The sequence below is a fragment of the Massilia alkalitolerans DSM 17462 genome (genome assembly GCF_000427785.1).
Lineage (GTDB): Bacteria > Pseudomonadota > Gammaproteobacteria > Burkholderiales > Burkholderiaceae_D > Telluria > Telluria alkalitolerans.
The window spans coordinates 1-24,239 of sequence record NZ_ATYR01000042.1; the positions used below are offsets into that span (position 1 = coordinate 1).

The 24,239-nt window shown below is 61.3% G+C and carries 25 protein-coding genes and 1 pseudogene; 16 read left to right on the plus strand and 10 right to left on the minus strand.

The genetic code is table 11. The features are described 5' to 3' along the window. The 3 genes from YWC_RS30800 to YWC_RS0125035 form a co-directional block, all read right to left on the minus strand. Positions 1–199, minus strand: a 199-nt coding sequence (locus tag YWC_RS30800; RefSeq protein WP_036215993.1) for a transposase, incomplete at its 3' end; no start/stop codon positions are given. A 9-nt stretch (positions 200–208) separates the two neighbouring features. Beyond that, positions 209–718, minus strand: a complete 510-nt coding sequence (locus YWC_RS30805; protein ID WP_156923893.1) for a hypothetical protein — start codon at positions 716–718, stop codon at positions 209–211. Between the two features lie 142 nt (positions 719–860). Next, positions 861–2,342, minus strand: a complete 1,482-nt coding sequence (locus tag YWC_RS0125035; RefSeq protein ID WP_027867827.1) for a SulP family inorganic anion transporter — start codon at positions 2,340–2,342, stop codon at positions 861–863. A 565-nt stretch (positions 2,343–2,907) separates the two neighbouring features. Here YWC_RS0125035 and YWC_RS0125040 point away from each other — a divergent pair. The 9 genes and pseudogenes from YWC_RS0125040 to YWC_RS30810 all read left to right on the plus strand — a co-directional run bounded on the left by YWC_RS0125040 (position 2,908) and on the right by YWC_RS30810 (position 12,415). Then, positions 2,908–3,399, plus strand: a complete 492-nt coding sequence (locus YWC_RS0125040; protein ID WP_027867828.1) for an arsenate reductase ArsC — start codon at positions 2,908–2,910, stop codon at positions 3,397–3,399. A 6-nt stretch (positions 3,400–3,405) separates the two neighbouring features. Next, a complete protein-coding gene (locus YWC_RS0125045) occupies positions 3,406–3,915 on the plus strand; it encodes an arsenate reductase ArsC (protein ID WP_027867829.1) in 510 nt (169 codons plus the stop codon). Between the two features lie 91 nt (positions 3,916–4,006). Beyond that, positions 4,007–4,351 (plus strand): ArsR/SmtB family transcription factor, encoded by a 345-nt coding sequence (locus tag YWC_RS0125050; protein ID WP_027867830.1) that lies wholly within the window; start codon positions 4,007–4,009, stop codon positions 4,349–4,351. Between the two features lie 25 nt (positions 4,352–4,376). Continuing rightward, positions 4,377–4,856 (plus strand): arsenate reductase ArsC, encoded by a 480-nt coding sequence (locus tag YWC_RS0125055; RefSeq protein ID WP_027867831.1) that lies wholly within the window; start codon positions 4,377–4,379, stop codon positions 4,854–4,856. 75 nt (positions 4,857–4,931) lie between these two features. Further along, positions 4,932–6,212 (plus strand): arsenic transporter, encoded by a 1,281-nt coding sequence (locus YWC_RS0125060; protein WP_027867832.1) that lies wholly within the window; start codon positions 4,932–4,934, stop codon positions 6,210–6,212. 12 nt (positions 6,213–6,224) lie between these two features. Continuing rightward, complete coding sequence (arsC, locus tag YWC_RS0125065) at positions 6,225–6,647, plus strand: arsenate reductase (glutaredoxin) (protein WP_027867833.1); 423 nt, start codon at positions 6,225–6,227, stop codon at positions 6,645–6,647. After that, positions 6,644–7,360 (plus strand): arsenical resistance protein ArsH, encoded by a 717-nt coding sequence (arsH, locus tag YWC_RS0125070; RefSeq protein ID WP_027867834.1) that lies wholly within the window; start codon positions 6,644–6,646, stop codon positions 7,358–7,360. The genes arsC and arsH overlap by 4 nt, the downstream gene beginning before the upstream one ends. Positions 7,361–7,769: 409 nt before the next feature. After that, positions 7,770–9,242, plus strand: coding sequence for a Y-family DNA polymerase (locus YWC_RS0125075; protein ID WP_027867835.1), 1,473 nt, complete (start codon positions 7,770–7,772; stop codon positions 9,240–9,242). Further along, positions 9,243–12,415, plus strand: a pseudogene (locus YWC_RS30810) (error-prone DNA polymerase). It abuts the gene before it with no gap. A gap of 114 nt (positions 12,416–12,529) precedes the next feature. Here YWC_RS30810 and YWC_RS30815 read toward each other — a convergent pair. Genes YWC_RS30815 through YWC_RS30820 form a run of 3 tightly spaced genes read right to left on the minus strand, consistent with a single transcriptional unit; the run spans position 12,530 to position 13,878 of the window. After that, positions 12,530–12,952, minus strand: a complete 423-nt coding sequence (locus tag YWC_RS30815; protein ID WP_156923894.1) for a hypothetical protein — start codon at positions 12,950–12,952, stop codon at positions 12,530–12,532. A gap of 54 nt (positions 12,953–13,006) precedes the next feature. After that, positions 13,007–13,354 carry a hypothetical protein gene (locus tag YWC_RS0125090; RefSeq protein ID WP_027867836.1) on the minus strand — a complete coding sequence of 116 codons (348 nt, stop codon included), beginning with the start codon at positions 13,352–13,354 and terminating at the stop codon, positions 13,007–13,009. Between the two features lie 2 nt (positions 13,355–13,356). Continuing rightward, positions 13,357–13,878: a hypothetical protein gene (locus YWC_RS30820; RefSeq protein WP_156923896.1), complete on the minus strand. Its 522-nt coding sequence runs from the start codon at positions 13,876–13,878 to the stop codon at positions 13,357–13,359. Between the two features lie 131 nt (positions 13,879–14,009). Here YWC_RS30820 and YWC_RS30825 point away from each other — a divergent pair, with 131 nt between their 5' ends. Beyond that, the gene (locus YWC_RS30825; RefSeq protein ID WP_084416597.1) at positions 14,010–15,587 is read left to right on the plus strand and encodes a Fic family protein; all 1,578 of its coding nucleotides are present in this window, start codon (positions 14,010–14,012) and stop codon (positions 15,585–15,587) included. Between the two features lie 108 nt (positions 15,588–15,695). After that, the gene (locus tag YWC_RS0125105) at positions 15,696–16,130 is read left to right on the plus strand and encodes a hypothetical protein (protein WP_036216002.1); all 435 of its coding nucleotides are present in this window, start codon (positions 15,696–15,698) and stop codon (positions 16,128–16,130) included. Positions 16,131–16,223: 93 nt separating this feature from the next. Here YWC_RS0125105 and YWC_RS0125110 read toward each other — a convergent pair whose 3' ends face one another. Both YWC_RS0125110 and YWC_RS0125115 read right to left on the minus strand, forming a co-directional pair. After that, entirely contained in the window at positions 16,224–17,171 is a 948-nt protein-coding gene (locus YWC_RS0125110) for a tetratricopeptide repeat protein (protein ID WP_027867838.1), read from the minus strand. Between the two features lie 74 nt (positions 17,172–17,245). Next, positions 17,246–18,073, minus strand: coding sequence for a hypothetical protein (locus tag YWC_RS0125115; RefSeq protein WP_036216005.1), 828 nt, complete (start codon positions 18,071–18,073; stop codon positions 17,246–17,248). A gap of 540 nt (positions 18,074–18,613) precedes the next feature. Here YWC_RS0125115 and YWC_RS0125125 point away from each other — a divergent pair. Next, positions 18,614–19,033 (plus strand): hypothetical protein, encoded by a 420-nt coding sequence (locus YWC_RS0125125; protein WP_027867841.1) that lies wholly within the window; start codon positions 18,614–18,616, stop codon positions 19,031–19,033. Between the two features lie 9 nt (positions 19,034–19,042). On the opposite strand, the gene YWC_RS0125130 is transcribed toward YWC_RS0125125, so the two are convergent. After that, a complete protein-coding gene (locus YWC_RS0125130) occupies positions 19,043–19,780 on the minus strand; it encodes a hypothetical protein (protein WP_027867842.1) in 738 nt (245 codons plus the stop codon). A gap of 744 nt (positions 19,781–20,524) precedes the next feature. Here YWC_RS0125130 and YWC_RS31810 point away from each other — a divergent pair. Next, positions 20,525–21,529: a DUF6685 family protein gene (locus YWC_RS31810; protein ID WP_051306748.1), complete on the plus strand. Its 1,005-nt coding sequence runs from the start codon at positions 20,525–20,527 to the stop codon at positions 21,527–21,529. Between the two features lie 28 nt (positions 21,530–21,557). On the opposite strand, the gene YWC_RS0125140 is transcribed toward YWC_RS31810, so the two are convergent. Further along, entirely contained in the window at positions 21,558–22,319 is a 762-nt protein-coding gene (locus tag YWC_RS0125140; RefSeq protein ID WP_036216012.1) for a hypothetical protein, read from the minus strand. A gap of 156 nt (positions 22,320–22,475) precedes the next feature. Between YWC_RS0125140 and YWC_RS0125145 the strand changes: the two genes are divergently transcribed. From YWC_RS0125145 to YWC_RS0125160, 3 genes are all read left to right on the plus strand, one after another. Next, complete coding sequence (locus YWC_RS0125145; RefSeq protein WP_027867844.1) at positions 22,476–22,892, plus strand: hypothetical protein; 417 nt, start codon at positions 22,476–22,478, stop codon at positions 22,890–22,892. Positions 22,893–22,939: 47 nt separating this feature from the next. After that, on the plus strand, positions 22,940–23,347 hold the full coding sequence (locus tag YWC_RS0125150; protein WP_027867845.1) for a hypothetical protein: 408 nt from the start codon (positions 22,940–22,942) through the stop codon (positions 23,345–23,347). A 353-nt stretch (positions 23,348–23,700) separates the two neighbouring features. Further along, the gene (locus YWC_RS0125160; protein WP_156923897.1) at positions 23,701–24,237 is read left to right on the plus strand and encodes a hypothetical protein; all 537 of its coding nucleotides are present in this window, start codon (positions 23,701–23,703) and stop codon (positions 24,235–24,237) included. Positions 24,238–24,239: the final 2 nt, after the last annotated feature.

The following is a 24,239-nucleotide window of genomic DNA, read 5'->3' on the forward strand; positions in this document are numbered from 1 at the left end:
TGAACAGGCCCTTAACGGTCAGGCAGAACTGGACCGCCGCCTCGCTGTACTTCGGACTGCGGCCCCGCTTGCCGCTCGCACTGCCGTGCCAGCACATGTCCTTGTCCAGCCAGATCAGCAGCGAGCCGCGGGCTTTCAATGCCGCGTTGTAGTCTTTCCAGTTGGTCGTTCGGTACTTCAGCTTTACGGGAGCAATCATGCCGTCAGTTTACCCGTGCTGCGCCTCGGCCGCTGATGGGCCGATTTGTGCAACAAAGCCCTTATCGAGGTACAGTGAAGCATCACGGCACTCATTCTCCTTCGAGATATCGAATCGCTCAATGAGGTGATGGACCAACTCATTACGCAGGTCGACAAGTTCAGCCAAGGAGGCCGTGGTCTCTTCATAGGCTACAGACGACAAGGAAAAGCTGTAGCTGATTTCAACCATGGGAACAATTACATGGGTGGGTTCGGCTTCGTCCTCTTGATCCATCTGGTTCACAAGCGCGGTGGACAGATGCTCGCCAGTAAACTGTTTGATGAGGGTACCTAAGGTCTTTGTTCGCATCTCCGCCGCTCGTCTCTCTCGTGCGGCTAGAAGCTCTTCAGGTGGACCTTTCAAGTTCATGCTGGCAAGCATAGCCTTCAATAAGCGCTCATATTGCTGCAAACGTAGCATGCACCGGCCCAGTTTTCGCTGTACGTCTTTTTGCGCCTGTTCCAAGTTGGTTTTCAAGGCGCTTACCATTTGAACTGAGCCATGTCAGGTGGGGTCTCCGTTACTGTACGGTTGGAGCTTGTCCGCTCTTGGCCGATAGCGGACTTATTGTAGCGTCCGCTAACGACCCAAAGCGGACTTCACAAGTGGAGCGCCAGGCCTAGTGACCGACTAGCACATCATGACCGTCATGTTTGTCGTGGACACCGAATTTGTCGACCAAGGTGGCACTTGCTTCGTTGAGGCCCTGCACTTCTACTTGCGCACCAAGCCTGCGGAATTTGAACACAACCTTATCCAATGCGCTGATCGCAGTGATGTCCCAGAAATGTGCATCGGTAAGATCGATGTGTACTTTCTCCACGGCCTCGATGTAGTCGAACGAATGAACAAGCTGATCTGAGGAAGCGAAGAAGACCTGTCCTGACACGCGGTAGCGGCGAGTGCGACCAGTATCATCAATCTGCGAGCTAACATCCAACAGCCGGCTGACCTTTTGAGCGAAGAAAATACCGGACAGAAGGACGCCAGTCAGAACGCCTTTCGCCAGGTCATGGGTTGCCACGGTAACGGCGACCGTGGCAAGCATCACGATGTTGGAGCTGACCGGGTGCTCACGCAAATGGCTGATCGAGCCCCAATTGAATGTTCCGATCGACACCATGATCATCACCGCGACAAGCGCTGCCATCGGAATTTGCCTGACCCATTCTCCAAGAAACACTACCAGGATGAGGAGCACAACGCCGGCCGTTAGGGTCGAAAGTCGACCGCGCCCACCGGATTTCACGTTGATGACCGACTGACCAATCATCGCGCATCCCGCCATGCCTCCAATGAAACCGGTCGCAATGTTTGCAACGCCTTGGCCTACGCATTCTCGGTTTTTGTCGCTTTTGGTGTCAGTGAGATCGTCAACGATCGTGGCTGTCATCAGCGACTCGAGCAGCCCTACGACCATTAAGGTCGCCGAGTATGGAAGGATAATCTGGAAGGTTTCGAGATTGAGGGGCACGTTCGGGATCAGGAAAGACGGCAGGCTGTCCGGGAGCTGTCCCATGTCGCCGACGGTGCGTATATCCAGGCCGAGTGCGATCGAAGCCACCGTCAGCACGACGATTGCAACCAGCGGAGACGGGATAGCGCGCGTTACATACGGCAAGCCGTAGATGATGGCTAGGCCGGCTGCAGCAACGGCGTACACGTGCCAGGAAACATTCGTCAGCTCGGGCAACTGGGCCAGGAAGATCAGGATGGCAAGTGCATTCACGAAGCCGGTTACGACCGAGCGTGAGACAAAGCGCATCAGCCGGCCAAGCTTGATCCATCCCGCAGCAATTTGAAGAGCACCAGCAAGGATCGTCGCTGCAAGCAGGTAGTCGAGGCCATGTGTTTTTACTAGGGTAACCATGACAAGGGCCATTGCTCCAGTGGCGGCCGAAATCATGCCAGGACGTCCACCGAAGAACGCAATCAGGGTCGCGATGGAGAATGAAGCATACAGGCCAACTTTCGGGTCAACGCCGGCAATAATGGAAAAGGCAATCGCTTCTGGAATGAGTGCGAGTGCGACAACAAGACCTGCAAGTAAGTCATTGCGAACGTTAGAAAACCAGTCTTGGCGAATTGTTTGTACAAACATAAATTTACCTTCTTCTCAGGCGGATATCGCTGAGTACAGATGAATGAGCACGCTACGCGAATGCGTACGCACAGGGGATCTGGAACGAGCATTGAGAGCGCGATGTCAAAGGCGACATCGGTCTACCTGTCGATGAGAAGGTGTCTTACGGAGGAGTAACAGAGCAGAAATAACCGCGCGGCAATCCTACGCCTGAGTAGGAAGGCTCATCTCGACCGAGACATGGACCAGTGCAATCAGCGGCGTGTTTCGCGCGCGAGATCGTGTCGGATGTACGGAAGTGATAGGTCATAGCCCGCTATTTTGCACTGCAACATAGGCGTAGTCAAGGCAGGCCTGAATGTTCGGTAATGGCCGTAGGCGGCTGTTCAACCCAGCATAGCAGGCCACCAGGGCGGAAAAATCGCGGACTGTCCAAAGGGCAGGAAACGACCCAAAGAAGAAATTTAATGGACAAATGTCATCAAGCCGTAAAAAAGATTCGATATGTTTGGAAGCGTAGTATCTTCTACCCTGTCAATCGGAGCGAGCATGGCTGACGACTCAACTTTCAATGTGCTGTTTTTTGTGTACCGGTAACTCATCGCGCAGCATCATTGCCGAGGCGATTCTCAATGAGATTGGCGCCGACCGGTTTCGGGCCTTCAGCGCTGGCAGCCATCCTGCAGGATCTGTTCATCCATTAGCGCTTGAAGCAATTGAGCGACTACGCTTCCCGATTCAAAACCTTCGCAGCAAGAGCTGGGACGAATTTGCTGCTATCAACGCACCACATATGCACTTCGTGATCACGGTATGTGACAGGGCTGCTGGTGAGGTATGTCCGCGCTGGCCGGGGCATCCGATCACAGCTCACTGGAGCTTCGAAGATCCCGCGACGTTTTTAGGCGGTGAGAACGAGCACCGGCAGCTGTTCAGCAAGGTGTGCCGTGAAATCAAAAACCGCCTGGACATCTTTGCGATGTTGCCCTTTGAGAAGCTTTCACGCATGGCCATTGAGGAAGAGCTGATCGCAATCGCCCGCCAGGATGCAAGCCTTGAGAACGCTTCGCGTTGATAGACGATGACAAGTAAAGTCTACAGCGTGCTCTTCCTTTGTACGGGCAATTCGTCGCGCAGCATCATGTCGGAAGCCCTATTGACTGTGCTGGGCAGAGGGCGTTTCAAGGCATATTCAGCGGGAAGCCGTCCGACCGGTGTCGTCAACCCATTAGCAATCGAGCAAATAAGGCGGTTCGATCCCGCCTTCCCAGTAGCAGCGATGCACAGCAAGGGCTGGCTCGAATTCGCGCAACCAGGTGCGCCGCACATGGACTTCATCATTACCGTGTGCGACAGCGCAGCTGGAGAAGCGTGCCCACATTGGCCGGGGCACCCGACGACGGCGCATTGGGGCTACCCGGACCCGGCGCAAGTTTCTGGTAACGACAGGGAAAAACAAGAAGCCTTCAGGCAAGTCTTCCTGCAGATCAAAAAGCGAGTCGAACAGTTCGTTTCGCTGCCCCTGGACTGGCTTGAGGACGATTCAGTGCGCCGCGAAGCCGTCCGGGCAATCGCTGCGAGCACCCTGTGACGCCAAGTTCTAGCCCGTCGAGAGAACGACTCCTTGCTGTAATAGCCTCAATTCCAATATACTAGAAATATCAAATAGAAGGATACATGTCATGGACACCAAACCGGCTATCGCTGCCTTGGCTGCACTTGCCCAGGAATCGCGACTCGCTACATACCGTCTGCTGGTCCAGGCTGGTCCTGCCGGGCTACCAGCGACCAGGATCGCCGAGGCGCTCAATGTGCCGCCATCCTCGCTTTCTTTCCACCTGAAGGAGTTGTCGCACGCTGGACTGTTGCTCTCGCGCCAGGATGGGCGCTTCATCATCTATTCCGCAAATTTCGACACGATGAATGCCTTGCTGGGCTTCCTCAGCGAGAACTGCTGCGGCGGCAATCCCTGCACGCCACTAGCCAATGCTTCCTGCGACAACGCTGACGCCGCTTTAACAAACTGATCCACTATTTCTACAAAGGCTTTCCGTGAACGTACTTTTCCTTTGCACCGGCAACTCCTGCCGCTCGCTCATCAGTGAAGCAGTCTTCAACCATATCGCTCCTGCCGGCGTGCACGCCATCAGTGCGGGCAGCCAGCCAATTGGCAAGCTGAACGAGAAAGCAGTCGCACTGCTGGCTAGCAAAGGCATCTCCACGGAGGGTTACTACAGCAAATCGTGGAATGACTTGCCGGTTACTCCGGACGTCGTCGTCACCGTGTGTGCCAGTGCCGCCGGTGAAACATGCCCGGTCTACCTCGGCCCGGTCCTGCGCACGCACTGGGGCGTGGAAGATCCTGGACACGTTGTTGGCACGGAAGAGGAAATTAACACTGCATTCGAACAAGCCTACGCTACGCTGCGTGCACGGATCGAGGCCTTCCTCGCATTGCCGCTGGAAGACCTGAAGGGCAACCGGGAACGATTCAAGGCTGAGCTCGACCGCATCGGCCTTATTGGCGCCTGAACACGCCTGGTCTCATGAGGCCGGGCATGTACCCGGCCTTTTTTCGTGGTGAACCACGACCCTCAAAGGATTTCCGTGCTGATCGCTTTTCTCATTTTTCTGGTAACCCTGACCTTCGTTATCTGGCAACCGCGCGGCCTCGGCATTGGCTGGAGCGCATCAGCAGGCGCAGTCGTGGCCCTGCTCGCCGGCGTCATCCAGGTGAGCGACATCCCCGTCGTCTGGAACATCGTCTGGAACGCCACTGGGGCTTTTGTAGCAGTCATCATCATTAGCCTGTTGCTGGACAAGGCCGGTTTCTTCGAATGGGCAGCCTTGCACGTGGCCCGCTGGGGCAAGGGCAATGGCCGGCGCCTGTTCGTCCTGCTCGTCCTGCTGGGTGCGGCAGTGGCTGCGCTGTTTGCCAATGACGGCGCCGCGCTGATCCTGACGCCAATCGTCATCGCCATGCTGGTGGCCCTGCGCTTCTCCGCACGCGCAACGCTTGCCTTCGTCATGGCTGCAGGCTTCATCGCCGATACCGCCAGCCTGCCGCTGGTGGTGTCGAACCTCGTCAACATCGTATCGGCCGACTACTTCGGCATCACTTTTGCGCGCTACGCTGCGGTCATGGTGCCGGTCAACCTGGTGTCGGTTGCAGCCACGCTCGCTGCCCTGGTCTGGTTCTTCCGCAAGGACATACCGGTCGACTATGACCTGGCCCAGCTCAAGCGTCCGGAAGAGGCGATTCATGACCGCGCCACCTTCGTTACGGGTTGGTGGGTACTAGCAATGCTGCTGGTCGGATTCTTCTGGCTGGACGATGTCGGCATCCCGATCAGCGCTGTCGCCGCGGTGGGAGCAGTAGTGTTGCTGGCTGTCGCTGCACGTGGCCACCGGATCTCGACGCGCGAAGTGCTGCGCGGTGCGCCATGGCAGGTGGTCGTGTTCTCGCTGGGGATGTACCTGGTGGTCTACGGACTGCGCAACGCTGGTATGACCGACTACCTGACGGCACTGCTGGACCGCTGCGCTGAATATGGCGTGTGGGGTGCGGCGCTCGGTACCGGCTTTATTACGGCTATCTTGTCGTCCATCATGAACAACATGCCGACCGTGCTCGTGGGCGCACTGGCGATCGATGCCACTGCTACAACCGGCGTGGTACGTGAAGCGATGGTGTATGCCAACGTGATCGGCGCCGACCTGGGACCGAAGATCACCCCAATCGGCAGCCTGGCGACGCTGCTATGGCTACACGTGCTGTCGGCGAAGAATATCCAGATTTCGTGGGGATACTACTTCCGCGTGGGCATCCTGCTGACGCTGCCGATCCTCTTCGTCACCCTGTGTGCGCTTGCCGTTCGCCTGAGCTGAAAAGGAATTAGCATGGACGTCACGATTTTCCATAACCCAGCGTGTGGCACCTCGCGCAACACGCTCGGCCTGATCCGCAATGCCGGGATCGAACCGACCGTGATTGAGTACCTGGACAATCCGCCGGACCGTGCGACCCTGGATGACCTGATCCAGCGAGCCGGGCTGACGGTGCGCGGCGCGGCTCGCGAGAAAGGTACGCCCTTCCTCGAGCTCGGCCTGGACGACCCGGCCGTGACGGACGAGCAGCTGCTCGATGCGATGCTCGCCCATCCGATCCTGATCAATCGCCCGTTTGTCGTCACGCCGCTTGGCGTGCGGCTGTGCCGGCCGTCGGAAGTCGTGCTCGACATTCTTCCAGCGCAGCAGCAGGGCACATTTACGAAAGAAGACGGCGAGCCCGTTGTGGACGCTGATGGAAAGCGAATCAAATGAACAAGATCCCGAATCTCCCCAATATCAAGCCGGAACTGCTGGACCAGCCGACGCTGGAGAAGCTCGCGCAGGTCGGCGACATGAGCCATCCACCGCGCATTCTCATGCTGTATGGCTCCTTGCGCGACCGCTCGTTCAGCCGCTTCCTGACTTACGAGGCCGCCCGAATCCTGGAACACTTCGGGGCCGAGGTGAAGATCTTCGATCCAATGGAGCTGCCCATGGTAGGCAGCGTGCCAGAGACGCACCCGAAGGTGGTCGAGCTGCGCGAGTTGTGCATGTGGTCGGAAGGCCAGGTGTGGTGCAGTCCAGAGCGTCATGGTGCAATCACAGCTGTGCTCAAGAACCAGATCGACTGGATTCCGCTGGAAATGGGATCCCTACGACCAAGCCAAGGGCGCACCCTCGCGGTTATGCAGGTATGCGGCGGGTCACAGTCATTCAATGTGGTCAATACCCTGCGTCTGCTTGGACGCTGGATGCGCATGTTTACGATCCCCAATCAGTCTTCGGTGCCGATGGCCTACAAGGAGTTTGACGAGGAAGGCCGGATGCGCCCATCGGCATATTACGACCGAGTTGTCGATGTCATGGAGGAGCTGTTCAAGATTACGCTATTAATGCGTGGACGCAGTAACTATCTTACTGATCGGTACAGTGAGCGAAATGAGCAAGCACAAAAGGCTATCGAACAACATATCCAGAAAATTTAGAAAGACATGTCCGCTTATGGCCCGATTGCGGACGTCGACAAGTGAGCAGTGTATCGGCAAAGTTGCCATCGAAGCAAGTGACGTTTTTATTCATCCAGTGACGACTTTTTTCAGTCGGTGAAGGTTTTTTTCGTTATTCACACCGTGATCCTATGGCAAAACAATATCCGACCTGAATCCCTTCGGCGTCTGAACCTTGCGGCCCAGGCGGGGGACACCTGTTTTTGGCTGCTTCGGCCCTTGGCAGGCGCCACCGAACCGTCGCCCGCACCCCTGCGTCTGGGCCTTCGCCCTGCCAGAGGAGGCGTTTCGATTTCCATTATCAAGCGGCGCGGCCCTGCCGCAGACGAGGCGCTTTTCGTGCCCCTGCCGGATATGCCCGTGCCGCGCCATCAACCGGAGCATGAGTATGCGGTGTCTGATCAGCCTGCACCTGCCGTTATTGCCGTTAGAAGCCCTGCGCCCCTCCTGGTCTGAGCCAGGACGCTATGCCGTTGTAGAGCGCGGGCAGGTCCAGGTGGCCTCGGCACTGGCGCTGGCTGACGGTGTGCGTCCAGGCATGCGGGTCGGTGGCGTAGCCGCACTCTCGCCGGCGACGGTCATGCTCGAGCGCGACCCTGCGCGTGAGGCCGCCGCCCTGGAAGCGATCGCCGTGGCCTTGATGCAGTACACGCCTGACGTCGCCTATGAAAGCGACCACGGGGTACTCCTTGACGTGGGGCCGTCCTTACGACTCTTCCGCGGGGCACGGCGCCTGTGCGCCTTGGTGCGCCATAGCGTTGCGAGGCTGGGCTTCACCGTGCTTTTGGCAGCGGCCCCGACTGCCGGCGGTGCATGGCTTCTGGCCCGAGCGCCGCGCGAGCGCGGCGTGATCCTCCGCCGGCGCTGCCTGCGTGGTTCAACGTTGGCGGCGCTGCTGGACCGTCTTGGCTGCCATCTGCTCCCGATGACCACCCCGTACCACGCCTGGCTGCACGCCATCGGCGTGGCGGACCTTGGCGCGCTGCGGCGGCTGCCGCGGGCCGGGCTCTTGCGTCGTACCAGCAAGGCCCTGGTCGAGGAGCTCGATCGTGCCTACGGTGACCTGCAGGAGATGCGGAAGTGGATCCGCCCGCCTGCGCACTTCACAGCCCAGGTGGAGACCTTTGAACGCGTGGAGCATGCCGAAGCCCTGATGTCGGGCGCCACGGGCCTCATCTTGCAAATGACAGGCTGGCTGGCCGCCCATCAGCTGGCCGTCACCACCTTCACATTGGCACTCCAGCATGAGCGCGGGCGGGGGGCCGTAGCGCCGACAGTGCTTTCAATTACCCTTGCGCAGCCGGTGTGGAAGGAAGACCATTTGCTGCGCTTGCTGAAGGAGCGGCTGGCAAAAATGGAGTTGTCGACGTTCGTGCTGGGGCTCAAGCTGGACGCGGGCCAGCTGCAGCCTATGGCGCCGCCCACGGAGGACCTGTTTATGGAACCGGGCGGCTCGCCAGAAGACTTCGATCGCCTGCTGGAGCTGCTGGCGGCGCGCCTGGGCGCGGAGAACGTGCTGATGCCGTCGCAGGAGCCCGACCACCGCCCGGAAGTGTGCAATACCTGGGTGCCGGCCTCGGCGAAGGTACGCGAGGGCGCGCCGCGCGATCCTGAACTGCTTGAGAGACCCTCGCTCGTGCTGCCCAAGCCGATCCGGCTGTTGGTGCGTAACGAGCGGCCTTTCTATGGGAGCCCGCTACGCATCATTGCGGGGCCCGAGCGGATTGAGGCCGGGTGGTGGAACGATCAGACGGTGGCGCGCGACTACTACGTCGCCCAGGGCGAGGACGCGTCGTGCTTCTGGATTTATCTGGAACGCACGGCCGATGCCCAGTGGTACCTGCATGGGTTGTACGGTTAAATGCCTGGCGCCTCACCACCGGCCCCATATGGGGCCTCGCCAGGGGGCATGCTCCCCGACTACGCGGAACTGCAGTGCGTGAGCCACTACACGTTCCTGCGAGGCGCGTCAGCGCCTGACCAGCTCGTGGCGCGGGCGGCCGAATTGGGCTACCACGCGCTGTGCATCGCCGACGAATGCACGATGGCTGGCGCAGTAAAGGCGCACATGGCGGCGAAGGAGGCCGGGCTCAAGCTTGTGATCGGCAGCCAGATGACCGTCACGCCGATCGATGGAAGCCCTCCCTTTGCCCTGCTGATCCTGGCGGAAAACAAGAACGGGTATGGGAATCTTTGCGAGCTGATCACCGCCGCGCGGATGCGCGCGCCCAAGGGTGAATACCTGGTTCGTCCCAACGACTTCGCGGCCCCACCTGCGGACCTGGCCCACCTGCGTGGCATGCCGGACTGCCAGCTCGTGCTGCTGCCCCGATACGGCGCGCCGCGGGAAGAGCTCGACAAGCAGGCCGCCTGGTTGCTGCACTGCGCGCCAGGGCGGGCACGCATCGCCATCACCTTGCATTTCCGCTCCCGCGACGAGTCGCACAAGGCGACTGTGGCTGCCGTGGCTGACTACTACCACCTGCCGATGGTCGCGACAGGTGACGTGATGATGCACGTGCGCTCCTACAAGCCCGTGCAGGACACCATGACATTCGTCACAGCGTCCCGGTGGCCCAGTGTGGCCGGCGCCTGGCGCCCAACGCGGAGCAGCACCTGCGCCAGCGCCTGCGGCTGGGGAATATCTACGGCCGGGCGGCGCTGGCGGAAACGGTGCGGCTCGCGAATCTGTGCACCTTCAGCCTGGACGAGCTGCGCTACGAGTATCCACAGGAGCTGGTACCGGAAGGCGAGACGGCCACCACCTACCTGCGCAAGCAGGCATACATCGGGGCTCACTGGCGGTACCCCGCGGGCATTCCCCACAACGTGCAGGACCTGATCGAGCGCGAGCTGGCGCTGATCGCCGAGATGCAGTACGAGAACTACTTCTTGACGGTGTACGACATCGTCGCCTTCGCCCGCGCGAACAAGATCCTCTGCCAAGGGCGCGGCTCGGCCGCAAATTCGGCCGTGTGCTTCTGCCTCGGCGTGACCGAGGTCGATCCAGCGCGCGGCACCTTGCTCTTCGAGCGGTTCATCTCGAAGGAGCGGGACGAGCCCCCAGACATCGATATCGACTTCGAGCACCAGCGGCGCGAAGAGGTGATTCAGTACCTGTACAAGAAATATGGCCGCACACGCGCCGCGCTCACGGCCGTGGTCACGAGCTATCGCCCGAAAAGCGTACTGCGCGACGTCGGCACCGCGCTGGGCATCGACCTGTCGATCGTCGACAAGGTCGCGGGCGCGGCCAGCGGCTACTCGGGCCGGGCCGACATGCGCCAGCGGCTGACCGACTGCGGCATGGATCCCGATTCGGAACTGGCCGAGCGCTGGAGCGGGCTGGTCGAGCACATGCTGAATTTTCCGCGCCACATGTCGCAGCATCCGGGCGGCTTCGTGCTGGCGCGAACGAAACTGTCACGCCTGGTGCCGGTGGAAAACGCGAGCATGGAAGACCGCACGATTATCCAGTGGGACAAGGACGATATCGACGCCGTCGGGCTCCTGAAGGTCGACATCCTGGCGCTGGGCATGCTGAGCGCAATTCAACGCACGCTGGAAATCATCAGCGCCGAGCGCGGCGAGCGGTTCGAGCTGAAAGACGTGCCGGCCGAGGACCCCGCGACCTACGAGATGATCACGCAGGCAGACACGATCGGTGTCTTCCAGATCGAAAGCCGCGCGCAGATGTCGATGCTGCCGCGCATGAAGCCGCGGACCTTCTACGACCTGGTCATCGAGGTGGCGATCATCCGGCCGGGTCCAATCCAGGGCGGCATGATCCACCCGTACTTGCGCCGGCGCGAGGGTACCGACCCGGTGTCGTACGAAAGCCCGGAGATGGAGAGCGTGCTCTCGCGCACGCTCGGCATCCCGATCTTCCAGGAGCAGGTGATGCAGATCGCGATGGTGGCCGCAGGGTTCACCGCCGGCGAAGCCGATCAGCTGCGCCGCGCGATGGCCGCCTGGAAGCGGAAGGGTGGCCTGGAGAAGTTCGAGGCGAAACTCATGGAAGGCATGGCCGCGCGCGGCTATAGCCCGGAGTTCGCCGTGGGCATCGTTGGCCAGATCCGAGGCTTTGCCGAATACGGTTTCCCCGAATCCCACGCGGCCAGTTTCGCATTGCTGGCGTACGCATCGAGCTGGCTGAAGTGTCACGAGCCGGCGGCTTTTTTGACCGCCCTGTTGAACAGCCAGCCGATGGGCTTCTATTCGCCCTCCGCGCTGGTGCAAGACGCGCGGCGCCACGGGGTCGAGGTGCTGCCGGTCGACGTGCTGGTGAGCCGGTGGGAGGCCGCGCTGGAGACGGCGCCGAGCGGCGCAAGGGCGGTGCGGCTCGGGTTGAACAACGTGCGCGGCATGCAGCGCGAAGCGGCCTGGCGCATTGAAGAGGCGCGCGCTGCGCGACCGTTCAAGGATGTGCACGATCTCGGCCTGCGCGCGGCGCTCGACGCCGAGATCCTGAAGTTGCTGGCGTCAGCTGGCGCGCTGGCCGAGCTCACCGGGAACCGGCGCCAGGCCATGTGGGTGGCCGCCGGCAGTGCACCTGGACGCGACCTGCTGCGCGAGGCACCGGTTCATGAAGAAGAGCTGGCGCTGGCAGCGCCGACCGAGGGCCAGGACCTGGTGCAGGACTACCTCCATACCGGCCTCACGCTCGGGCGCCATCCGCTTGCCCTGCTGCGCGAACGTCTTCATGCACAGCGGTTCGTGCAGGCGGAGGTGCTGCAACAATATCCGGACGCACGGTTGGCGCGCGGCTGCGGCCTGGTGACCGTACGCCAGCGTCCCGGAACTGCCAACGGCGTGGTCTTCATCACGCTGGAAGACGAGACCGGCAACGTGAACGTGATCATCTGGCCCAGCTTGGTTGAGCAGCAGCGCCGCGAGGTGATGAGCTCCCGTCTGCTCGGTGTGTATGGCCAGTGGCAGTCCAAGAACAACGTCCGGCACCTGGTGGCTAAGCGGCTGGTGGACATGTCGCACCTATTGGGTGAGCTCGACACGCGCAGTCGGGATTTCCACTGAAGAGGAGACGCAAGTCGTCCCCGACAGAGGTGCGCACCCAAGCCAGGTTCCGGCCACTCCCGACCTTCGAGTTGAGGGTAGGGGAGTGGCAGCTCTAACGAGCTTGTGCGGCTGCTACTTCGACCGGCGAGGACTCGGCGCGTTTCTCGTGGGGCCGGGCGCCGCCGGCGTCATCGCAGCTTTCATGGACGCCGCGAGTTCATCCTGGCTTGGCGGAATTTCGTCGTACCAGTCGTAGGCATAGACTTTCTCCCGCGCGCCGTCCAGCGCGGCAGGATCGAGCGGGATGTCTTGGCCCGGCGTGCCGCGGCCTTTGCCGACCACGATCGTGGTCAGCGGGGGAAGGCCCTGCTCGATACAGTAGAAAGCGACGTGGCCCAGGATCTTGTCGAGGACGCCTGCGGCCTTCCGCTGGAACATCTTGACCGACAGCCCTTCGTAGGTCAGGGTCTGCCGATTCATCGCCGCGCCGACGAGGATGATCCATGCCTGGAGAGCGCGGGCGGGGTGCTTGGAGGAAGGGTTGAATTGGGGCATGTGATCCTTGCGTCGGCTGCCGGCCGAAAGCGGGCGCGCGGGTGCGCAATTGGGTCAGGGTAAAGCGGTATGCTTGTCCACCAGGTGGGCCAGCGCCGGCGCCAGGTCAGGCCCGTACTTTTGTTCGATCTCTTCGGCCGCGGTGAGGAAGTCGGCAAAGTCGGCTATCTCCTGCTGTGTGTAGCCGCGCAGGCGCGAGAAGGTCGCCCAGTCGCCGGCATGGTAGGCCGCGCGCTGCTCGGCAGACCAGTTATCGGGGTCGCTGATCATTTCAGCGCGTCCTGTCCGGTCGACGAGTTCGATGAGGCGAAGAAGTAGCGGGTCAGCACGGTGCTCGGGTAGCAGCTGTAGTGCGTCGATGTCGAGCGGTCCCATGTGGTCGCCGTAGCGTGGCACGTCCATTTCTAGTCGAAGATCACGGTGGCGTCGTGCGCAATGGCGAACGGCTGCTTGCAGCGGTCGCATGTGTCTTGGCGACCGCGGGGGTCTGCGTGCCACTCGAAGGTGGTGCGACAGTGGGGGCAGTCGGTCGACGGATTGTGCGTGCGCACCTCGGTGACCACTGCCAGGCCAGCCTCCACTGCCGACGCACGCTCGGGCGAGGCAAGTTGGCGCTGGGCCAGCTCGAACAGCTCGTTGACCTCGAGGTGGGCTTGGACTTCACCTGCAAAGCGAACTTCGTTTCCGGGCAGTGTGTGAAGTAGATCGGAGAAGTAGGTCTTCGTGCCGGTAGTTGGGAGCGCCCGACGTACTTGGTCGATGAGCTTCAGTCCAGCGCGATGCTGACCCTGCAGATGCATGAGACAGCCCATGGCGAACAGGTCGGCGTACAGCATGAAATTGTCGGGATAGCGCGCGAGGAGCTCAGCATGTAAGCGCGCTGCGGGGGATTGTTTGTCACCTGCTCGTGATGCAGTAATGCTCATGCTTGCTCCTGACTATGAATAGATGATGTTAACGCAGAGTATCAAAAATATTTTCATCGGAGCAATTTTATAATCGTTTTTTTTTGTGCGACACTCATTTTTATACAAAAGTTTTTTACTTTATTTGAAAAATGACGGATCACATCGGATTTAAGTGGGTGGCGGAGCACCTCAACATCAAGCCCGTACAGCCATTTGCGGTAGAGAGCAAAGTAGGCACGTCGCGCCGTACGGTGGTCAATCCTACCAGAGAGGAGACCTATAGCGCCTCAGCTCGGCCGGACCCAACGATCGCTGATCACCTCACATTTGGCCTGAAGCACGAACTGGTCAATCTCGAGTTCCTGGCAAGGCTTTTTGCCGTGCTGGACCCGATGGTGCTCGAAGCCTGGATCCGCAGCGAGCCCACGGGCGCATATGCGAGGCGGGCTGGCTTCTTGTTTGAGTGGCTCACAGGCCAAACCCTCAACGTGCCCGATACGCCGTCCGGGAATTATGTCGACGCCCTGGACGCAGACGAATTCCTTGTCGCCGCCCGACCGAGAAACGTGCAGCGCTGGCGCGTCAGAGATAACCTGCCCGGCACCCGCGATTTCTGCCCGACCATCCGCCGGACTGACGCGGTGCGCGAGCTCGAGCACTACGACTGCGCGGCCGCGCTGGATTCTCTGGAGGTACAGTTCGGCGCCGACATTCTCATGCGCAGCGCAGCCTGGCTGTCGATCAAGGAGAGCCGTGCATCGTTCGCCATCGAGAACGAGGAAAAGCAGGTCGATCGAGTAAAGCGTTTCGCCGCGGTCATGGAGCGCCGCTGCGGCCAGAGCGGTCACCCGCTCGCGCTGGATGTGCTGACCGAGCTTCAAACCGAAATCTTGGGCACGGCCACGCGCTACGGCGTGCGCCAGTCGCCGGTTATCGTCGGGCACACGCACGGCTTCGACAACATCGTGGACTACATCGGGCCACCGTGGGAGCGCACGGCCGAGTTCCTGGAGGGGCTCCGGCAAAGTATGGCTCGGACCGTCGGCGCTTCGCCGGTGCTGCGCGCGTCGATTGCGTCGTTCGGCTTCGTCTATATTCACCCGATGAGCGATGGCAACGGCCGCATCTCCCGCTTCTTGGTCAACGACGTCCTGCGCCGAGACGGCGCTGTTCCGCCACCGTTCATCCTTCCGATCTCTGCGACCATCACCAACAAGACGCAGCATCGCGCTGGATACGACCGGGCGCTGGAGACGCTCTCACGGCCGTTGATGGCCAAGTACCAGGATCATTACCACTTCGGGGCCGCGTACACATGCCCCGATGGCGTCCAGACCAACTTCTACTTCGACGCTTACGAGGACGCATTACCGGCCTGGCGCTACCCAGACCTTACTCACCAGAGCGAATACATCGGCGACGTGATCCGGTTGACGATCGAGGTCGAGATGAGCAAGGAGGCAAGCTACCTGCGTGATATTGAGCACGCACGTGACAGCGTCAAGAATCACCTGGAGGGGCCGAACTCGGATATCGACCAGATCATTCGATCGGTTCGAGAGAATGGCTGGAAGGTGTCGAACAAGCTGGCCAAGGTGTTCCCTGCGCTCGCCGAACCAGAACTAGCCGCGGCAGTCGTGTCCGCGGTGCGCAACGTGTTCGAGCCGGTGTCTGATCCGGACGAAGAGGGCGGCGAAGACAACGTGGGCGAAGCGCCAGGGATGTGAGTTGGCCGCTGACTTCGGCCTGCCGCCTATGCAATTTTCACTCCGCACTTCGCCGTCGACGAAGCCGACGCAGTAAAATTGCCTTTTTGCACATTCACCGATCCAATCATGAATAGCAATCCATCGCGCCACCCGCCACTGCTGGCTCACCTGAACGGCTGGCGCCGCATCGGTGTGGTGCTCGTTGGCGTCTGGCTGATCGTGGCCGGCACGATCCTGTGGCGGGCGCCTGAGATTGTTACCGACCTCTGGCCAGGCTTGGCCGAGCCGGTGCACGGAACGCGTGCAGTGCATGCGCCTGAGCTTCAGGAGGAACTAGAGGCGGCAAAGGCCAAGAAGCTCGGCCGCGCGCTTGAGCCCTGGGAGAAGGTTTGGTATCCGACACGAGCGATCCCAGCCATCTTGCCGGCCGAGCTGCCGGTGCTCACGCGCTGGTTCCTGCTTCTATCGGTGCCGGTGCTGACCTGGCACATCGTCGAACTACTGGTCCGCTTGGTGTTGTGGATTCGAGCTGGCTTCACTGGAAGTCCAAGGCGTAAGTAGCGTCGGGGCCTCGCACTGCGCCCACCTGAAGGCAACTAAGCAGCTCTTCTATTTCAATCGACAAGGCCAGTAAATGTTGGCTTGGTGCTCAGATCATGGTTGATGCCCGACTCCCCAGCCGGCAAAAAATAGTGAGAACTCACGTTCTCCCACGGTATTCTTGACCTTCTCGTAGGCCGACTTCGCGTCCTTGTGACCCAGTTGTAAGGCAATGTGGAAGTAGCGTGCGGCTCGCTTGTAGTCGGGATCGACGACAGTGCAGAGCGCCATACCGTGCTCATACGCGGCTGTGCTGTCCATGTCGCCTACCTTTGCGCCTACGTCAATTATGGACTTGCCCGGTACTGGAAGTGGTTCTTTCGGTGCTGGTTTCGGTACCGGGGGCGGGGGTGGCGGCAGCTTCTTGAGGGCGGACTTCGCGGTCGACGAACCGTTCTCGGCGGCCCGTTTGAGCCAGTAGCGAGCAGACTCCATATCCTGTGAAATGTCGGCTGTGCCGTGGAGGTACAGCATGCCGAGCTCTTCCATAGCTTCAGTTTGAGCGCGCTCTTCGTAATCAAACACGGTGTCCAAGATAGTGCCATCACGGCCACTAGCATGACGGTCGAGATATGGGATTCTTTCAGACGCGGCACGCTCAAGCAGCTTGAGCCCCACATCTGGATCGCAGGTGATGCCGTCACCCTGGAGATACATTCTGCCGAGGGCGAGCATGGCCCTCAGCGAGCCCATGTCCGCCGCTTTTTGGTAGCGGCGTGCCGCAGTTTTACGGTACTTCCCGGTCCCATATCCCTCTGCATAGCAACGACCGGCAAGATACTCCGCATATCCAATTTCCTCACCGGCCTTGATCAGATCGCCCAGGAACACCTTCGGATCCGAGAATTTTCCTTCGTACTTGTGACGGATGAACGCCGCGACAAGCAAAGCATGCGCGTGGTCGGATGCCTCCAGTTCGCGCACTACCTTGATGGGTGGCCTGGTGTCGTTGCGCAGATGCCGCCTATATGCGTCGTATGCCAGATAGTAGCCATCGCTCATGGTCAAAGTTCTCCTTCCGATAATAGAGGCCGCGCCGGCGGACGATAGCCTGGCGGGGTGGGGCGTATAGTTGACTAGAATTGGTCGGGCTGGTGACAGAGATCCGTGTCTTCCTGCTCGATCTGCCCAGCGCCATTGGCCGCAGCCATTCCGACAGCATCAGCGGCCGCGAATGCGAACAGGTTCACATCAAGTTGCCCGATAGGCAGCGACTCGTCGCACCCCATGCTGAGATAGATGGCTGCAGTCGGACCGAGGGTATCGCGCAGGCGCGTGACCAGCGCCATCGCGTCCGTGACAGCCAGATCGGGCGCCCCGGTTATCAGGGCAAGACAAACGGCTTTGGCATCCTGCAGGCGCCCTTGCTGCCTCTCGATTTGCTCGATCGCGGTGACGTAGGCCGCCTCGGGTGCCTGGGTGGCCCTGAGGTGGCGGTTGGCCGAGCCGAGGCCGTAGATCGCGCGCCTGTTCTTGCTTTCTTTGACCACGCTGCGCAGTCCACCCCATTCGCAAGCGATCCAGTGGGTCGCGTGGGCCGGTATCAGAAGTGAGCGGGACAGCTGACGCGCGGCCGCGGCTGCGTCGGCAGAGCTCGCAGTAAAGACAGCGTCAAACGCTTCCAGCAGGGGCGCGTCCAGACTATCGTCCGGCTCGCGTTCGCAGAATGCGACGCAGAGACCCGCGTCAGCATGACGCGAAGAGAGCTCGACTGCTCGGGTTAGCGCAGCAGCATTGTCCAGCGCGCCCGACACGATCAACAGCTCGATCGCATCGGCCGGCTCGCCTTGCGCGAGCGCCTTCTTAATCGATTCGACTGCTGGTGGGCTGTGACGTCCGTCGGCTGCCAGCACATATTGCAGCACGGCCGGACATGATTTCGCTTCTCGCTCGGGGGGCAACATAGATGTGCCCGCTTAGCGCATTGGCGAGAAGTCGAAGTCCTTTACGAACGCGACGACAGCGTGTCCGCGCACCAGAAGGATGCTTTCGGATTTCAATTGTATGGACAGGGCCTCGACGAAGCTCTCTTTGATGCGGTCGCGCTCACAGAATTCGTAAAAGCTTGGCCAGCGCATAGTCATGACGTCGAGGGACGCCCGTCGCATGTGGTTTGAAATCCTGTCCGATATCGTCTTAACTGGAACTGTCATGGTGGCGTCTAAAACCTGCTGTATGAATTGTCTAAGAGGGAGAATAGCACGTTTTAAGGTTTTCTTATCACTTCCGTAAGGCTTGTGAATGGGCGGTCTAAGGTTCCCGAAGCGATCGCTCGAGGCAAGCGAAATGACGATACTGGATGCACAGAGTTGGGCCAGGCCAGGTCCCTGTAGCGCCTCACCTTGGCGGGGGGCGCACCGGCGCCGAACTGCAACCACGCCATCCAGATCCCGTCACCATGGTGCTCCCGCAGGCCTGGGCCTGCCGAACGAACGGAGCACCGCATGCACGAGCAGCACTTCACCCACGAACACGGCGCGCAGCTCGCGGCCGAGTCCCTGATCGCCACCCGCGTCGGCGGCACCGATGTGGTGCTGACCTACGACGAGCCGGCGGCGCCCGGCTACCGGGCCTATGTATCCGATCCTGATCACCGCGCCGTGCCGGCGAACCTCGAGACCGACGAAATGCGCATCGCCGTGTTCCCGGCTGGCGCCAGCGAGCCGACGGTGTACCTGGCCGTGCGCGGGCGGGAAGGGCTGCTGGCCTGGCACAAGGAGAATGTGGGATTCGACCTGGCGCGCCCGGAGCCGATGCCGATCGCCAAGCTGCTCGGACTGGTCACGTCCAATGCGGTTCTGCAGGCGCTGCAGGCCGACGTCGCGCAGGAGCAGGAGAGCATCATGGCGCCGCGCGCCGCCTGACTGGTTGGGTTACGCCGGCACCGGAGCCTTGGATTTTGCAGCGTACTGCTCGCGGTGCTTGCGATTGATGGCTTCCTTGTGATTCCAGTAATACTCGGAAGCCTTGATGTTGAGCTCGTCGCGGTGCCGGCTGTTATAGGTGCGGGAGTGCTCGAGCACCTTGTCCGGGTTGGCCTGCTTGTAGCGCAGAGCGTTGCTGATGATCCGCTCGCTGTTGGCGAGGTAGTACTGCTGCTTGCGCCGGCGATCTTTTTCCCGCTTCCACTCCTCGGCGGTGAGCAGCTGCATCGGCTCGGCCGCGGGCTTGCTGACCAGGGCGCGCTCGCGGCCCTGTGGCATCGGCGTCTTGAGCCGGGCCAGGGCCGCGACGTAGAAGATCAGCTCGTTCTGCGCTGTCGCCGGGGCGAACTCGCCACTGGCTTTCATCATCTGCACCATGAGGGCGACCAGGTCCCCGACGGACGTCAAGGCTGAGGCCCGGCCCGCCGGCGGGATGGGGAGGCAGACCCGGAGCGTGTGATTGAAGACCAGGGTGACGCTGGCGGCCGTGACGGTGGTGTCGGCGGCGACCTGGTGGAAGAACTGGTTCCAGTCCAGCTGCGCATCGTTCATTGCGGTGCCCCGCTGGCGAGGGACGTGCCAGCACGAGAACTCGGTCGTTGGCGCCGGCGCCGCGCGGGCGACCTCGAAGGCCACGCCGATGATCAGGGGAGCGGTTACCGGAGGGATGAAGGCGTTGCGAGGCATCGGGAGGGGCGAGGAAAGTTGCCCAAGTTTATCACGCGACCCCGTGCAGTGACCGCGCCAGGAATCGAAAAATGCAATTAACGGTCAGTCCAGGCAGCACCGCCGGCCACGCTGCCCTGATCTTGCCGAACCACCTGCCGGCTCTGCCCGGCCGCTCGCCTTGGTACCGGCGCCGCCGCTACAAAAATGCAATTAACGGTCGGTCCACTGACGCTGAGTAGTGGCCGCCTCACCGGCCGCCGTCCTGCTGGCCGCCCCTCGCCGGGGACCTGGTCTCCTGCCGAGCCTGGTCCCGTCCGAAACGGGATTGGGGGGAACGATCGATTGGGGGAAGACATGGTTTTGGGGAGAACCATGTTTTTTACAATCCATGATCCGGGCGAGCCCTGGCCCCGGCGCGCGGGGGCTTTTTGGATTGTCAGGGACAAGGGGTTGTACAGCGCCAGGGCTGGGCCGATACATGGCTTGGCAGGAGCCCGAGGCCTCGGCAAGTCGATACTGCCTGTTGGGCAGATTTATCCGACCGTTAATTGCATTTTCAATATGCTGGGGCAGGCTGGAGTTAGCCAGAAGAGGGGACGTGCTGCGCACGTCCAGGAAGAGAAGGCGCGCGGCCGACGGTGCTATACGCAATGGTACGAAGGGCATGTCGGCGTGGTTGCAAATATTTCTTGCAAACATGTGACGTACCATTCCTATACTTCAGAACAACCTGCTATCCACCACCCACCTACCCTACTACCTATGAGCCTCATTCAAGCTATCACCGACCACTTCCGCGAAACCCTCGGCGACCCTGTGCGCCTGCGGCGCACCCTGGGCGCGCGCCCTGAACTGAAGGCCAGCCTCCTGACGCCGGAGAACAACATCGACATGGACCGCGTGCCACGCTGGCACCAGATGGGCACGAGCGCAGGCCTCCTGAGCCTCGTCGGCGGCCGCAGCGGCACCGAGATGCGCGGCTGGCGCCGCGAAGGCACCCAGTACCGCAGCTTTACCGAGAGCTGCCCGGCCCTGGCCGAGCTCACCACCAAGTCGACCCTGAACACCTGGTTCTGCGACCTGCAGGACCTGCACGGCTTCGGCAATTCGAAGTCCGACCTCAAGTCCCTGAGCTCGACCGACGAGATGGTCGAGAAGAACTCCCGCGAGATGATTGAAGACGTCTCCGTCGCCGGCCTGTACGCGAACCTGGCGCACCGCGACATCCGCGTCACCGGCGAGCGCCCTGGTACGGATTACTTCGTGATGCACCAGTGGGACGGCCGCATGTACCTGGCAAACGATGGCGGCTCGCATCATCTGGCAGCGGCCAAGTACATCGCGGCCCGTATCGACGCCAAGGTGCCCCTATACGGCCGGCTGCACTACTACGCGGTCGACCGGCACGCCGTGGCGCTGCTGCGCAGCACCTATGACACCTACCTGGTCAAGATGGACCCGAACAACGCAGCACCGTCGAACGAACTGTTCGAGGCCATGCAGTCCGGTGGCGTGACCTGGCTCTCGCACGAGCTGCCCGCGCCATACGAGGGCACGCGCGCCGTCTTCCTGCCGCGCGACAACGAGGTCTCCATGCGGGCGTCGCAGGCCTTCCGTGAGGCTGGCTTCGTCGACCTGGGCCAGCACCTGCAAGAAGTCGCCAACCGTCCTATGCCGCCGCTGATGCTGCGCCAGCTGGGCTACCAGAACGACATGGCGGCTGACGAAGACGAAGACGAGGGCGAAAGCTCCGCTCCGCGCGCGTAAAGGGCGGCCGCGGCGTGCCGGCGGGTGCCTACGGGTACTCGCGGCGCTGCAGGCGGTGCAGAAGCACCTGGCCGTCCGAGAACTGGGCCAGCATGGTCCCTGTGAGGATGAAAACGCGCTGGAACACCGCGAACGGCGCGATCGTGGCCAGCCGCGGCTGCAGGTCCGCCAGCGCCTGCTGGCGCCGCAGGCCTGGCGCTGGCCAGCTGTCGTAGATGGCCAGCCAGAGTTCATCGTGATCCGCGTAGTTCGGTTTGAGCGCGCTGGCCACCTTCTTTTCCACGAAGTGCGCCATGGCATCCGTCCAGTGGCGCTCCACCGAATCGCCCTCCATCGGCGGCGGCATCCGGTCCTCGGCGACCTCCTTGTGAACCTGCTTTCCGTTCTTCCTGGCCTCACCGACGATTGCCGTCCGGATGAAATGCACGGCAAGGGGCGGTGGCGGCATCTCGCCTGAGGGATGATCCGCGTGCTCGGCCCGGCGCAGCTCCTCCTCACGCGCCAGCATCTTCGCGCGGGCGCGCCTCTCCTGCATCAGGTTCTGGGGCACCGCCTCGGTATGCTCGATGCCGATCGACCGGGAGCCCAGCTGCAGCGCAAAGTCCGGGCGCTCGCTCTTGGACAGCTGCAGCGGGAAATCCGCCAGGCTGAGGGGCAGGGCGCCGAGTAGCCGCACGACCGAGTAGATCTCGCCGGCCGCGCGACGTCGAGTCGGGTCGAGTGGATCGTCGACGACCAGATGCGGTAAGCACTGGTGCAGATCCTGGAATGTGCGGGCAGTTAGCAGCATGGCGAGAGCACGGTAAAGGTGAGCACATGATAGAGCAGGTGCACTATCCAGTGCGGCTAATTACCACCCTGGGTGCATATGTTGGAGTCGTTCCTTGTGAGACCGCGTATTTGCTCTCTACAATGACTATAAGACGAAACAAAAAAGCGAAAACCGATGAAAAACGAGAACCCTGTGGCCGTCACCGACACCATCAGCGCGCGTGAGTACCTGGTGCGCTGGATGCGGACCAACTTCCCGACCGATAAAACCTTCGCGGATTACATCGGAATCAGCCTGGCCGGCGATTTCGCATGTCAGCTGGCCAGTGCGCTCGCTCGCCAGGAGCAGGCCGCGGCCGCCGACGCGCAGCGCCACCTGGAAGCGGCGCAGAAAGCGCGTGAGGCCCTGGGCAAAGCGCTCGAAGCTGACGATCTCATGAGCAAGATGCCGCACTGGGGTGGCGTGCACTCGGATATGGAATCGGAGATGCGCACCATCCGCCGGGCGCTCGACGTCTTCGAGGCACTCTTCCCGGTTCTTTTGCCATCAGCACAATCGGCTGACCAGCAGCAGCTGGCCAGCGCCAACTAATTCACGGCCGCGCGATCGCGCGCCACGTCTACTTGAAGGGGACAACAATGAACGCACGCTATATCGACGCTGAACGCAAGCTGGCCGTCGCGCTGAACTGGACCGACACGGCCTACAACGGCCCCACGGGCGACGCTCACTGGCCAGCAGTGGGCATCGCACCAGGGCAGTCCGCCCGCGGCAGCATACCGGCCTGGACGCGCTCCAACGACGAGTGCGTGAACCTGATGCTCGAGCACAGCTGCTTTGTCGTGAAAGAGGTGAGCGACTCGGGTACCGTGGTCATGGTGGCGCGCTGGGCCGGCGTACAGGGCCTGCCTGAGAGCCTGTCGGTACCGGTCGCGCAGCACGACTCCGATGCCGCGGCATTCCGCTATGCGGCAGTGCTGGGCGTCACGGCCAAGGTCGAGGCGGAGGCATCTGCACGCGAGCTCGATACCTTGGTCGCGGCTTGACCTGGTCACATGAGGCCAGCTGAACTACTATCGGAAATAAGTAAGATTTCCAAACATAATATTTTAGAAAAGCTATGGGCCAAATTGTCACGTACGGAGTAATCGGGCTTTGCGTTTTTGCCTGGGTCTACATGTTCTTCGGGAAGAACAAACCTGTTCAGCCGGTCACGAGCGACGATGACGATGACGACAATGACTACGGGCGAGTAAACCCCGCAACCGGACTTCCAATGATGGACGGTGTCGACGCGGGTGGGAATCCATACGGAGTTGATTTGAACCCTCACGATGACTAATTAGTTGGAATGCGTAAATATTCACTTGATGATCTGACGTACTTCGCAGAGCATGGCATGCAGCGCGCCACCATGCTTCGGGCGATGCAGGACCTGGGAATCGACGAGGATGCGGTCTACGCCCTATGGGCCTCGGATTCGGCCCGCAATCGCGATGTCATCCGCCTCTACCGGGACTACGGGCGAGATTTCGGCCCGCAGATCGAGCGCTACATCGACTCTGTGCTCAAGGCCCGGCCGATCGAGCAGAAGAGCGCTGCCGGCGAGCCGCGATACTCGCTCGGCCAGCTGGCCTGGGTCCATGAAGTCGGTATGTTCCGCGATGATATGTCCCGCGACCTGCGCACGCTTGGCGCGCCAGCAGATGCCGCGCGCAAGCTATCTCACACCGCTGGCGCCTGCGGCAGCATCGTCGAAGTGTGGGCCATACATGGCCAGCAGCACGGCGAGCTCATCCGCTCCTATCTGGACAAGGTCCTGAGCTCATACCGACCTGGCTGGCCACATCCGGCGCCGCCGGCACGTGCCCATGCTCACCAGGACGACGTGCTCAGCGAGCACGAGGCGCTCGAAGAAGCTGCCTACTCCCCGTAACA